11 protein-coding genes are annotated in these 12,725 nt (G+C 66.1%); 7 read left to right on the forward strand and 4 right to left on the reverse strand.

Going from position 1 to position 12,725, the window contains the following annotated elements; genetic code table 11:
* Nucleotides 1-47 precede the first annotated feature (47 nt).
* The 3 genes from ACZYZ4_RS16655 to ACZYZ4_RS16665 all read left to right on the forward strand — a co-directional run bounded on the left by ACZYZ4_RS16655 (nt 48) and on the right by ACZYZ4_RS16665 (nt 3,119).
* Nucleotides 48-431 carry a MerR family transcriptional regulator gene (locus ACZYZ4_RS16655; RefSeq protein ID WP_463862652.1) on the forward strand — a complete coding sequence of 128 codons (384 nt, stop codon included), beginning with the start codon at nt 48-50 and terminating at the stop codon, nt 429-431.
* Between the two features lie 160 nt (nt 432-591).
* Nucleotides 592-1,500, forward strand: a complete 909-nt coding sequence (locus tag ACZYZ4_RS16660; protein ID WP_463862654.1) for an ABC transporter ATP-binding protein — start codon at nt 592-594, stop codon at nt 1,498-1,500.
* Nucleotides 1,500-3,119 carry an efflux permease Rv1217c-related protein gene (locus ACZYZ4_RS16665; RefSeq protein WP_463862656.1) on the forward strand — a complete coding sequence of 540 codons (1,620 nt, stop codon included), beginning with the start codon at nt 1,500-1,502 and terminating at the stop codon, nt 3,117-3,119. Before ACZYZ4_RS16660 ends, ACZYZ4_RS16665 begins: the two co-directional genes overlap by 1 nt.
* Nucleotides 3,120-3,607: 488 nt before the next feature.
* On the opposite strand, the gene ACZYZ4_RS16670 is transcribed toward ACZYZ4_RS16665, so the two are convergent.
* The 4 genes from ACZYZ4_RS16670 to ACZYZ4_RS16685 all read right to left on the reverse strand — a co-directional run bounded on the left by ACZYZ4_RS16670 (nt 3,608) and on the right by ACZYZ4_RS16685 (nt 8,808).
* Nucleotides 3,608-5,071: a dicarboxylate/amino acid:cation symporter gene (locus tag ACZYZ4_RS16670; RefSeq protein ID WP_463862658.1), complete on the reverse strand. Its 1,464-nt coding sequence runs from the start codon at nt 5,069-5,071 to the stop codon at nt 3,608-3,610.
* 234 nt (nt 5,072-5,305) lie between these two features.
* A complete protein-coding gene (locus ACZYZ4_RS16675; RefSeq protein WP_463862660.1) occupies nt 5,306-6,991 on the reverse strand; it encodes a DUF885 domain-containing protein in 1,686 nt (561 codons plus the stop codon).
* Between the two features lie 9 nt (nt 6,992-7,000).
* On the reverse strand, nt 7,001-7,228 hold the full coding sequence (locus tag ACZYZ4_RS16680) for an acyl-CoA carboxylase subunit epsilon (RefSeq protein WP_463862662.1): 228 nt from the start codon (nt 7,226-7,228) through the stop codon (nt 7,001-7,003).
* Nucleotides 7,225-8,808 (reverse strand): acyl-CoA carboxylase subunit beta, encoded by a 1,584-nt coding sequence (locus tag ACZYZ4_RS16685; RefSeq protein ID WP_463862664.1) that lies wholly within the window; start codon nt 8,806-8,808, stop codon nt 7,225-7,227. The genes ACZYZ4_RS16680 and ACZYZ4_RS16685 overlap by 4 nt, the downstream gene beginning before the upstream one ends.
* A gap of 235 nt (nt 8,809-9,043) precedes the next feature.
* Between ACZYZ4_RS16685 and ACZYZ4_RS16690 the strand changes: the two genes are divergently transcribed.
* From ACZYZ4_RS16690 to ACZYZ4_RS16705, 4 genes are all read left to right on the forward strand, one after another.
* On the forward strand, nt 9,044-9,961 hold the full coding sequence (locus tag ACZYZ4_RS16690) for an SDR family oxidoreductase (protein ID WP_463862666.1): 918 nt from the start codon (nt 9,044-9,046) through the stop codon (nt 9,959-9,961).
* A 67-nt stretch (nt 9,962-10,028) separates the two neighbouring features.
* The gene (locus ACZYZ4_RS16695) at nt 10,029-10,937 is read left to right on the forward strand and encodes a biotin--[acetyl-CoA-carboxylase] ligase (RefSeq protein ID WP_463862668.1); all 909 of its coding nucleotides are present in this window, start codon (nt 10,029-10,031) and stop codon (nt 10,935-10,937) included.
* Nucleotides 10,930-11,529, forward strand: a complete 600-nt coding sequence (locus tag ACZYZ4_RS16700; RefSeq protein WP_463862670.1) for a PH domain-containing protein — start codon at nt 10,930-10,932, stop codon at nt 11,527-11,529. The genes ACZYZ4_RS16695 and ACZYZ4_RS16700 overlap by 8 nt, the downstream gene beginning before the upstream one ends.
* Nucleotides 11,519-12,643: an adenylate/guanylate cyclase domain-containing protein gene (locus tag ACZYZ4_RS16705; protein WP_463862672.1), complete on the forward strand. Its 1,125-nt coding sequence runs from the start codon at nt 11,519-11,521 to the stop codon at nt 12,641-12,643. Before ACZYZ4_RS16700 ends, ACZYZ4_RS16705 begins: the two co-directional genes overlap by 11 nt.
* Nucleotides 12,644-12,725 lie beyond the last annotated feature (82 nt).

The raw sequence follows: 12,725 nt of genomic DNA on the forward strand, positions 1-12,725 counted from the left end.
CCTAACGTGATGGTAGAGTTTGGATCGGAACAGAACGGAGGCCCCTGATGACAACAAAGACAAGCACCAGCACGATGCACATTGGTGAACTGGCAGAACGGACGGGTCTGTCCCTGCGGACCATCCGCCACTACGACGACGTCGGTCTGTTGCCCGCCACGGCGCGGACCGACGGCGGCTTCCGGGTGTATTCGGAGGATGACTTCGACCGCCTCATGGTCATCAAACAGATGAAACCACTCGGGTTTTCGCTAGAGGAAATGGCCGAAATCCTCGGCATCCTGGCCTCAAGCGAGGCCACGGGCACCACGGAAGAAGCAAACGCGAGACTCTCCGACTTCCTGGCGAAAGCGGTCCATCAACGGGCCAAGATGGCCCGCAACCTGGCCCAGGCGGACGAGTTCATCCAGAGGCTCAACACACAGCCCTGACCGGCGGTTGCCCGGTGGCTCTTCCCTGGCGGGTTGGACCGGACGTAAGCTGTGGATCGGAGAGCCGGGAAGCCTGGTCGGCCCGCGGGGCGTCGTGCCTGCGGAACGCCGTGGCAGCCGCCTCGGTCGTTGTCGCTGGACCGAGGGAATGGAACCCGCCATGACATCAGCAGCAGATCCGGTCATTGACGCCACACGGCTCGTGAAGACTTTCGGCAGGACCCGCGCCTTGGACGGCCTTGATCTGCGCGTCGGGCCGGGCGAGGTCCACGGATTCCTTGGGCCCAACGGGGCCGGCAAATCAACAACCCTGCGGGTACTCCTGGGGCTCATCCGCCCGAGCTCGGGAACGGCGCGCGTGTTCGGGCTGGATCCCTGGCTGGACCCGATCCGCGCCCACCGGGACATCGCCTATGTTCCCGGGGATGTGAGCTTATGGCCGAACCTGTCCGGCGGAGAAGTCATTGACCTACTCACCGGGCTGCGCGGCGGGTCCGAGGAGCGGCTGCGCCGGGAACTGATCGATGAGTTTGAATTTGATCCGCGGCGCAAGGCCCGGACGTATTCGAAAGGCAACCGGCAGAAGGTGGCACTCATCGCGGCGTTCGCCCGCCCGGCCCGGCTCTATCTGCTGGATGAGCCCAGTGCCGGCCTAGACCCGGTGATGGATTCGGTCTTCCGCCGGCAGGTCCAGCGCGTCAGCGCTGACGGTGCGACAGTTCTGCTCTCCAGCCATATCCTCAGCGAAGTCGAGCAGCTGTGCGGCCGGGTGACAATCATCCGTTCCGGCAGGGCCGTGGAATCGGGGACCCTGGCTGAGCTGAGGCATCTGAAACTCACCCATTTCCGCATCGAGGGGGCTGATGCAGGCCTGCTGGCAGCCCTGCCCTGGGTGCAGGGCGTCCAGACTGACGGGGATGTTGTCGAGTTTGACGTGGACGCAGCCGACCTCGCACCTGTGTTGGACGCGGTGGCGGCGGCCGGGATCAGCGGTCTGAACGTTTCCCCGCCATCATTGGAATCCCTGTTCCTGAGCCATTACAGCGACTCCACCGGCCAGGTGCTCTGATGTCCGGCATCATGGCATTGGCGCTGGTCCAGGCACGCAGGGACCAGATCATCCTGCCCGTCTGGATCCTGGGCATCGCCTTTCTGGGATTCGCCGTCGCGGGCGCCGTGGCCACGGAATTCGCGGACGAGGCCGACAGGGCGGCGATCATCAATGTCGCGGCGGTGAGCCCGGCGTTCCTGTTCGTCCGCGGACTGCCCGACGGAACCGGCATCGGCTCGGTGGTGTTCTTCCAGGGCTATGCCTTCACCGCCGTGCTCGCAGGACTGATGAGCACGTTTCTGGTCATACGACATACCCGTACCGATGAAGAGCTCGGACGCGCGGAGCTCATCGGCTCCGTGCCGATCCCGCGGGCCGCGTCACTGACAGCAACCCTGATGCTGGGGGCAGCCGCGAATCTGGTGCTGGCTCTATGCGTGGCCGCCGGTTTCGCCGCCGCCGGACTGCCCGGACCTGGGGCAGTCACGGCCGGGGCCGCCGTCGGCGCTGTCGGGGCCTTTTTCGTGGCCGTCTCCGCGGCCATCGCACAGGTCATGCCCTCAGGGCGGGCCGCCAACGGCGCGGCCGCGGGTCTGGTCGGAGCAGCATATTTCCTTCGCGGTATCGGCGATGCGTTCGGCACACCGAGCGCAGATATGACCCAAGTCACCAGCGGATGGGTTTCGCTGCTCTCGCCCATCGGGTGGGGCCAACGCTCCCGGCCCTTCTCGACCGCCGATCCCGCACCGCTGCTGGTCTTGACGGCGGCGGCCGCCGCCCTGGCCGTTACCGTACTCGTGGTCAGAAGCGGCCGAGATCTGGGCGCCAGCCTGCTGTCTGAACGTGCCGCCAGGGAGCGTGCCGGCACCGGGGGTGGCTCGTTCCTGGGCCTGGCTTGGCGCCAACAGCGGCCCACCCTGATCGGCTGGTGCCTTTTCGCAGCCCTGCTGGGAGGAATCGCCGGGGGGCTCGGGCCCGTGGTCAGTGACGTGATTGGCGGCAATGAATCGCTCCGGGACCTGATCCTCCGGCTCGTCCCTGGCAGCCGGGCGGAGATCATCGATGTGTTCACCGCTGCCCTGCTGGGCATCGCCGGTGTCCTGGCCGCGGCCGCCGGTATCCAGGCGGTGCTGCGGCTCCGCGCAGAGGAAGCCGAGGGCCGGGCCGAACTTCTCTTGGCCACACCCCGCTCCCGGGCACGGTGGCTTGGCGCGAACCTGTTACTTGCCGCAGCCTCGGTGGCGGTGATGGCCGTCGTCGCCGGGACCGCAGCGACCATCGGCCTAACTCTCTCCGGCGTGGCGAACGGCCCGCCGGGCCTTCTGGTGGCTGCTGCCTTGGCGCACGCCCCGGCCGCCGCCGTGTTCGTCGCGGCAACGGCGGTCCTCTTCGCAGCCGTGCCCAGGGTGAGTATTCCGTTGGCGTGGGGCATGTTGGCTGGCGGCCTGCTCCTGGGTCAGTTCGGTGAACTGCTGCGCCTGCCTGCCTGGCTGCAGGATCTGAGCCCGTTCCGGCACTCCGCGGCGATGCCCGTCGAGCCGTTCGACCCCGCAGCTGCCCTGACCATGTCCGCTATTGCCCTCGCCGGGACTGGGATCGCTGCCTACCTGCTCCGGCGACGCGACCTCACCCCGTGATGCCGAGCAGCCGGCCAGCCCGCGCGGAACGTTCCTCCGCGGACATTGGTCCGACGTTCTCGCCACGATCACAGTCATGGTCTCCTCGGACGCGCCCTGCCACTGCTCGGCTTCATCCTCCTGGACACCGGCAGGCGAAGACAGCAGCGCCTGTCTGGAGCCCTGACGAAGAATCTCCGCCAAAGTCAGGAAGCTAATCCAAGTCTGAGGACATGAGTCTCCGGCCACGTCCCCAAGGTCGCATTTGTCTTCGAATGACCGGCCCCAAAGTGTGACCACGCGGGCCCCGGCCCCTCTTGCCATGACCTCGCTGTTAAGTTCAAAGCACAGCTGTTGCGACGTTGGTTAGAAACCGCGCTGTCCAGAACGGGGTCATCGGAGGTGGCGGCCGCTAGCGCAACGCTGGGCTGAGCGAACCCGGCACGGAACGGGAGAAGTCCCCGGGACCACCTCCCGGGGACTTCTCCTGGTGCTGTTCCAGCGGGGCGTCAGGCCTTCGCGTCGGCCAGTTCGCGTCCGGCTTCCGGCGCGTCAGCACCTCCGGCGACGGCGTAGGGATCCGCAGCGGAGGAGTCGGCGTCGTCGTCCACAAACGGAGTGCCGTTTCGGGGAGCGTTGTAGAGCGCCTCGTCGAGCATGCCCTGGCGCTTGGCCACGATGGTGGGCACGAGGGCCTGGCCCGCGACGTTGACCGCGGTGCGCCCCATGTCCAGGATGGGGTCCACAGCGAGCAGGAGTCCGACGCCGGCCAGGGGCAGTCCCAGCGTGGAGAGCGTCAGGGTGAGCATCACCACGGCGCCGGTGGTGCCGGCCGTTGCGGCGGAACCGAGGACCGAGACGAGGGCAATGAGGAGGTAGTGGCTGACGTCCAGCTGGACGCCGAAGAACTGGGCCACAAAGATGGCGGAGATCGCGGGGTAGATCGCGGCGCAGCCGTCCATCTTGGTGGTGGCGCCCAGGGGCACGGCGAAGGAGGCGTAGGCGCGGGGAACACCCAGGCTGCGCTCTGTGACGCGCTGGGTCAGCGGCAGGGTTCCGATCGAGGAGCGGGACACAAACGCCAGCTGCACGGCAGGCCAGACCCCGGAGAAGTACTGCTTCACGGACAGGCCGTGCGAACGGATCAGTGCCGGGTAAACCACAAACAGCACCAAGGCCAGGCCCACGTAGATGGCGAAGGTGAACTTGCCGAGCGCGCCGATGGTGTCCCAGCCGTAGACGGCCGCGGCGTTGCCGATCAGGCCAACTGTGCCGAGCGGGGCGATGCGGATGATCCACCAGAGGACCTTCTGGATGACGGCCAGCGCCGAAGCGTTGAGGTTCAGGAACGGCTCGGCAGCCTTGCCCACCTTGAGGGCGGCGACGCCGATGGCGATGGCAATCACCAGGATCTGGAGCACGTTGAAGCTGACGGAGGTGCTGACCGTGGTGGCCGCGTTGGCGCTTTCGGTCACGGTGGAGCTGGCACCCAGGCCAAGGAAGTTCTTGGGGAACAGCCCGATCAGGAAAGACCACCAGTCACCGGACTTACCGGCGTACTTGGCCTCCTGGGTGATGCCGGTGTTGGCGCCGGGCTGCAGGAGCACGCCGAGGCCAATGCCGATCACGACGGCGATCAGGGAAGTGATGGCGAACCAGAGCAGGGTGTTCCAGGCCAGCTTGGCGGCGTTGGAGACCTGGCGCAGGTTCGAGATCGAACTCACCACGGCGGTGAAGATCAGCGGAACCACCGCGGTCTGCAGCAGCGAAACGTAGCTGGAGCCGATGGTCTGCAGCGTGGCGCCGAGGCCGTTGGGGGCCTCCTTGGTGCTGCCCGTGTACTTGGCAAGCAGGCCGAGTCCCAGGCCCACGATGAGGGCGGCGATGATCTGGAAACCGAACGAGCCAGCCCACTTGGGCAGCTGGAAGCCGGTCTTTCCTGCGGATTCGGGGGTGCGGGTTTGAGTGCTCACCAGAACACGCTAGGCCCGAGCTTCGTAGCACGGCGAACACATGTTGAGAAATGTTACGCCACTCCATCGCCACAACAAGCCAAGAATCCCCGCAAATCCGGCGCCACTCAAGGCAATTGTGAAGATATTCCCGCCCCGGATGTGGTAAGGGTCTCACGTTCGGAGCGGCCGTGATGACGCGGGATGAACTGCACTCTCGCTCGAGGAAGGGGGCCCTCCCGGCCCCGGAATTGACTAGCCGAGCATCGCCCGGCGGAGGGTATCGAGGCCTACGGAGCCGACGTTCAGTGCCTTGGTGTGGAAGGCCTTGAGGTCGAAGCCGGGCCGGGTTTCGAGGTCGGCCCGGATCTGTTCCCAGAGGCGCTGTCCCACTTTGTAGGACGGGGCCTGGCCGGGCCAGCCGAGGTAGCGGGTGAATTCGAATTTGAGCTGGCCTTCGCTGATGGGCAGGTTCTGCTTGAGGAAGTCGTAGCCCGCCGCCGCGGTCCATGTTCCGGTGCCCCAGCGTTCGGGGATCTCAAGTTCCAGGTGGACGCCGATGTCGAACACCACACGGGCCGCCCGCATCCGCTGCATGTCCAGCATGCCCATGTGGTCGCCGGGGTCGGCCAGGTAGCCGAGTTCCTGCATGAGCTTTTCGGCGTACAGGGCCCAGCCCTCGCCGTGGCCGGACGTCCAGCAGATGTTGCGCCGCCACTTGTTCAGCAATTCCCGCCGGTACGTGGCGGTGGCCACCTGCAGATGGTGGCCGGGAACGCCTTCATGGAAAACCGTGGTGGTTTCGGCCCAGGTGGTGAACGTGTCCTCGCCGGCCGGAACTGACCACCACATCCGGCCGGGACGGCTGAAGTCATCCGTCGGGCCGGTGTAGTAAATGCCACCCTCGTCCGTCGGGGCGATAAGGCATTCAAGCTTCTTCATTACGTCCGGGATCTCGAAGTGCACCCCGGCCAGCTCGGCAACTGCCTTGTCCGAGAGCTCCTGCATCCAAGCCTTGAGGGCCTCCGTGCCCTTGAGCTGGCGTGCCGGGTCATTGTTGAGGACGTCCTTGGCCTCCGCGATGCTGGCCCCTGGTTTGATGCTGGACGCGACTTTTTCCTGCTCCGCGATGAGCCGGTCGAGTTCCCGGACTCCCCACGCGTAGGTCTCTTCGAGGTCGACGGCGGCGCCCAGGAAGGAGCGCGAGGCCAGTGCGTAGCGTTCGCGGCCGACGGCGTCCTGCAGCGGGGCGGCAGGCAGCAGTTCCGTGCGGAGGAACTCCGCGAGCTCCCGGTAGGCACCGCGCGCAGTTGCAGCGCCGGCGTCGAGCCTTTCCTGCGTTTCGCTCGGCAGGGGACCGTCGACAGTCCGGGCCCCGGCGGCGAGCTTGGCGAAGAAGCCGTCTTCGGCGGCGTATTTTGCGGTCTGCTCGATGACGATGGAGACCTGGCGTTCGGCCGCGACCTTGCCCGCATCCCGGGCCTGGCGTAGGGATTCGATGTAGCCGCGGAGAGCGCCGGGGACGTTCAGTGCCCGGCCGGCGATATGCTCCCAGTGCTCAGCGGTTTCGGTGGGCATCAGGTCGAAAACGGCCCGGATGTCCTGTGCGGGGGAGGCGATGTTGTTCAGCTCCGCCACATCCCAGCCGGACTCGTGGATTTCCAGCTGGAGGCCCAGACGTTCCCGCATGGCGTCCAGGGTGACCGAGTCAACGTCGTCCTGGGGCGCCAGGCCCTCCAGGGCGGCAAGCGCCTTGCGGGCTTCCGCTGCGAAACCGGCGATGCCGGCGGGAGAGTAATCCGGGTACTCGGTTTCGTGCCCCGGGAGCCCCAGTGTGGTGGCAAGCGACGGGTTCAGGTGGATGAGTGTGTCGGTGTAGTCATCCGCCACGGCATCGATGGCGGTGTGCGGACGGGCGGCAGGGGCGGCTTCGGTAGTCACCACACGAGCCTAACCCCGGCTCCGCCTCCACGCGCCGGGTCCCGGCGTCGGGGCGAGCCGCAACTGCTGGCGGCGCACCCAGTCGCGGGCGGTGGGCTTCCCTGCGGCCACGGCGTCCGAGCTGCCCAGGGAAAGCACGACGGCGGTCAGCGCCGCGAGCTCCTCGGCCGACGGTTGCCCTTTGACCACGGAGAGTGCGGGTTGCGGGGCCTCAGCCGCCGGATTGTCCGCACTCACAGGGGGATGTTCCCGTGCTTCTTGGTGGGCAGGCTCGCCCGCTTGTCGCGGAGAGCGCGAAGGCCCTTGATGATCTGGCCCCGGGTGTCGGACGGTGCGATGACCGCGTCCACGTAGCCCAGCTGGGCGGCCTGGTAGGGGTTCAGCAACTCCTCTTCGTACTGCCGGATAACGTCGGCGCGCCGGGCCTCAACGTCCCCGCCGGCATCGGCAACTGCGGCCAGGTCCCGGCGGTACAGGATGTTAACGGCACCCTGGGCGCCCATCACGCCGATCTGCGCCGTGGGCCACGCCAGGTTCAGGTCCGCTCCGAGCTTCTTGGAGCCCATCACGATGTACGCTCCGCCGTAGGCCTTGCGGGTGATGACCGTCAGCTTGGGGACAGTGGCTTCGGCGTAGGCGTACAGCAACTTGGCGCCGCGGCGGATGATGCCCTGGAACTCCTGGTCCTTGCCGGGCAGGAAGCCGGGGACATCCACCAGGGTGATGATGGGGACGTTGAAAGCGTCGCAGTTCCGGACGAAGCGGGCGGCCTTCTCCGAGGCTGCAATGTCCAGCGTGCCGGCGAACTGCAGCGGCTGGTTGGCCACGATCCCCACGGTGTGTCCCTCAACGCGGCCGTAGCCGATGATGACGTTGGGGGCATAGAGGGACTGCATCTCCAGGAAATGGGCGTCGTCCACGATCTGCTCGATGACGGTGCGCATGTCATACGGCTGGTTGGCAGAGTCCGGGACGAGCGTGTCCAGGGCGAGGTCGTCGTCGTTGATCTCCAGCTCCTGCTGGTGCTCCAGCACCGGGGCCTCGGAGAGGTTGTTGGACGGCAGGAAGTCCAGCAGTTCGCGGACGAACTCTATGGCATCGGCCTCGTCGGAGGCCAGATAGGTGGACGTGCCAGTGTTGGCATTGTGCTGGCGGGCACCGCCGAGGGATTCCATGTCCACGTCTTCGCCCGTGACGGTCTTGATGACGTCCGGTCCCGTGATGAACATGTGCGAGGTCTTGTCCACCATCACCACGTAGTCCGTGAGGGCGGGGGAGTAGGCCGCGCCGCCGGCGGACGGTCCCATGATGAGCGAAATCTGCGGCACCACGCCGGACGCGTGGACGTTATTGCGGAAGATGTCGGCAAACATGGCCAGTGAGGCCACACCTTCCTGGATGCGGGCACCGCCGCCGTCGAGGATGCCCACTACCGGGCAGCCGTTGCGCAGGGCGAATTCCTGGACTTTGACGATCTTCTCGCCGTTGACCTGGCTCAGCGATCCGCCGTACACCGAAAAGTCCTGGCTGTAGACCGCCACGGGACGGCCGTCCACGGTGCCGTAGCCAGAGACGAGCCCGTCGCCGAGCGGCTTCTTCTTTTCCATGCCGAAGGCGGTGGAGCGGTGCACGGCCAGCGCGTCAAGCTCCACGAACGAGCCCTCGTCCAGCAGGAGGTCCACGCGCTCCCGGGCGGTGTTCTTGCCGCGGGCATGCTGCTTTTCGATGGCTTCGGGGCCGGAGGGTTGTTCTGCACGGGCCTGGCGGTCGCGGAAATCGGCGATCTTTCCCGCTGTCGTTGTCAGATCGTGGCTCATCAAGTGTCTCCGGCTCTGTAGCAGATTGGTGCTGTAACAATGTGGTGCTGCGTGCGGTGTTGGGTGGCAGGTCAGTCGCGGGATTTAAGTAGCTTCCACACAAAAGACGAACCCTGCTGGCTAGTCTAATGACGCATCTGCGTGGGACGACTGTAGAAAACCTACAATTTTCCGCACTTTCCAGCGGCCAGCCGCATGTTACTCGCTAGTAACATACCTCGGCTACAGTGGAGCCATGACTTCCAGCAACGATGCAAGGTCCACTGCCGCAGCGCCGTACCAGGCCACCGGGTCCCTTCAGGGCCGCACCATTCTGATGTCCGGCGGCAGCCGCGGCATCGGGCTGGCCATTGCCACCCGGGCGGCGCAGGACGGTGCCAATATTGTCCTTATGGCCAAGACCGGCCAGCCCCATGCCAAGCTGGCAGGCACTGTCTTCAGCGCCGCCGAGCAGGTGGAGGCCGCCGGGGGCCAGGCCCTGGCCATCGTGGGTGATGTGCGCAGTGACGACGACGTCGCAGGAGCCGTGGCGGCCGCCGTCGAACGCTTCGGCGGGATCGACATCGTGCTCAACAATGCGTCCGCGATCGATCTTTCCACCACCGACGACGTGGACATGAAGCGCTACGACCTGATGCAGGACATCAACGTCCGCGGGACATTCCTGCTGTCCAAGCTGTCGCTGCCCGCCCTGCGCAAATCGGCCCACGCACACATCCTGACGCTGTCGCCGCCCCTAAACCTTGACCCCTACTGGGCAGGCAAACACCTGGCGTACACGATGGCCAAATACGGGATGAGCCTCACGACGCTGGGCCTTGCCGAAGAACTCAAGGCCGACGGCGTCAACGTCAACTCTCTCTGGCCGTGCACCCTCATCGATACCGCGGCCATCCGGAATATGCCCGGCGGCCAGGAAATCGTCCAGGCCGCCCGCGGACCGCAGATTATGGCCGACGCAGCCCACGCCGTTCTGACCGGCAGCAACCTGGCCGGTACTCACCTGGCCGGCGCGCACGGGGGCAGCGGGCGTGCGCCCAGCGGCAACTTCTATACGGACGAACAGGTGCTCCGCGCGGCGGGTGTCACCGACTTCCGTCCGTACAGCCTCGGGGCAGCGGAGGATCGGCTGGTTCCGGACATATTCCTCTGAACCGCGGTTCCAGTCATGTGGCCGCCAAAACGGCCAGCGGCGGCGCCTGAATCGATAGGATTCAACCATGGATGACTCACGCACCCCAGGAAATCCGTTGAATCGCGGAGCCTTGGCGGACCAGGATTTCCTTGCGGCCACGGGCATCGCCAAGGTGGTGGTGGTGGACTCCACCGGCTCCACCAACGCGGACCTGCTGCGCTCGGTGACGGTTGAGCCCAAAGAGTGGCCGGACCTGTCAGTATTGACGGCCGAGTACCAGACCGCTGCCCGGGGACGCCTGGACCGGCGGTGGGAAGCGCCGCCGATGAGCTCGGTGTCGGTGTCCTTGGTCCTGCGGCCCGCCAACGCCGAGGGAAGGCCCCTGCCCACCCAGACGTATTCGTGGCTGTCACTGCTGGGCGCGCTGGCGCTGCGGGAGACGCTGCTTAAGACCGCGGGCATTCCGGCCGAGCTCAAGTGGCCTAATGACGTACTGGTCCGGGGCCGCAAGATCGCCGGGATCCTGGCCCAGCTGGGGCCCGTGGGGGACGGTTCCGTCCCTCCGGTCATTCTGGGGACCGGCCTGAACGTGACTTTGACCGCGTCGGAACTGCCGGTGCCCACAGCGACGTCGGTTGCCCTGGAGGAACCGCTGACTGTTGATCGGACCGTGCTGCTCAAGAGCTACCTCGCCCATTTCGCAGTGCTCTATCGCAGCTTCTGCAATGCCGACGGCGACCCCACCGCCGGGATTGCCGGCGGTCCTTCGCTGCACAAGCGGGTGGAGTCCGTGATGGTGACGCTGGGCAAGCAAGTGCGCGCGCAGCTGCCCGGTGACCACGAGATCATCGGGCACGCTTCGAGGCTGGACGAGTACGGCTCGCTCCTGGTGGTGGACAAGGACCGCCGCGAGCATGTGGTCACCGCTGGCGATGTGGTCCACCTGCGCCCGTGGAGCCCGCCGGGTCAGGGCGCCGAAAGCGGCTATGCGTAAAGGCCTCGTGCCGGGCGAGCAGGTCATTACGATCACCCGCCCGCAGCCGAGGAAACTGGCCGGCCCGGCCGCAGCCTTCATTGCGGCGCCGGCCGCTGCAGCTTTTGCCAGTGCCTGGACCGTGCGGGGCGAGGCTACCCGGCTGGTGCCTTTGGCTTCCGCCGACTGGACACCGTGGATCGTCCTTGCATGCGTCTTGGCCGCTGCATGGATATGGTTGGCCTATTGCCTGCCTCGGCTGCTGCGGTGGCAGGCAACCCGGTACATCCTCACGAGCCGGCGGCTTGTTGCCCGCTACGGCATGGTGCGGCGCCGGGATGAGCAGGTCAACCTCGCGTCGATCCGCAACGTGACGGTCCACCAGTCGGTGCTGCAGCGCATATTGCGCTCGGGGAATATATCCTTGGAAACCGGGCACCAAGGTGTGGCGACTATCCAGGACGTCCCGGAAGCAGCACGGTTCCGGGACTTCGTGCTGGATGCGATTGACGAATTGCCTGCGGGCGGAGGCCCGGGGACTGATGAGATATCGGCTTACACAGACGAAGCGTTGCCGTGGGATTTGAGAGAAGGTGGAGACGATGAACGATGAGGACCAGCGGGAAGAAGCGGACCTGCCGGCTCCCGCCGTGCCCGAAACTGCCCACCCGGCAACAGGCACACTGTCTCCCGAACGAGTGGCTGCCAAAGCTCTTGAGGCCCGGCTGTTGGGCGGCGAGCGGAAGTTGCGCCGCCGTGAGGTGGCCGCCGGGGCAGGGCTGTCGCTCCTTTCGGCCCGGAAGTTGTGGCGTGCCCTCGGCTTCCCGAACTTCGGCGACGAAGACGTCGCCTTCACCGAACGGGATCAGGCTGCGCTGTCCACCGTGGTTGACCTGGTCCGCACTGGGGTGCTGACCGAAGAGGCCGCCATCTCGGTGACCCGGTCCATCGGGCAGATGACAGACCGCATGGTGGTCTGGCAGATCGAGGCCCTGGTGGAGGACATGGTCCACGAGCAGGGCGTCACGGACGCTGTGGCCCGCAAACGCCTGGTGAAGGAACTGCCTTCCTTGCTGGACGCGCTGGAGGAGATGCTGGTCTATTCGTGGCGGCGGCAACTCAATGCCGGCGTTCAACGCCTGGCCGTGCGCGCCGAAGCCGGCCTGCAGGCCAGCGAAGAAGGCCGCGACGGCGATGAAGACGATGCCCCTCTGCCGCTGGCCCGCGCCGTCGGCTTTGCTGACCTGGTTTCCTATACGAGTCTCTCCCGCCGGATGAATGAAAAGACCCTCGCCCGGCTGGTCCAGCGCTTTGAGAACAAATGCGCCGAGATCATTTCCGTTGGCGGCGGGCGGCTGGTCAAGACAGTAGGCGACGAGGTCCTGTATATCGCCGAAACGCCGGCTGCCGGAGCCGAGATTTCGCTGGCCCTAGCACAGGCGTTCACCGAAGACGAGATCCTGCCGGAAGCGCGGGTGGCGATGGTCTGGGGCAGGATCCTGTCCCGGCTGGGGGACATCTACGGCCCAACGGTCAACCTCGCCGCCCGGCTGACCACCTTGGCGGATCCGGGAACGGTCCTGATCGACTCCATGACAGCTTCCGCGCTGGACCAGGACAAACGCTTCATTCTGGTTTCGAAGCCCGCGGAAAATGTCCGCGGGTTCGGCGAAATCCATCCGGTGCTCCTGACGCGCGGACAAGGAAAAGGCCTGGTCCTCGACTAGGGCGTTACCGTCCCATATATTTATCCACTTGATGGTGAATACCGCTATAGTCGGTTGTGCCCGGCTGCAGCGGACCGTACAT

The sequence above is a fragment of the Pseudarthrobacter adonitolis genome, assembly GCF_055412845.1.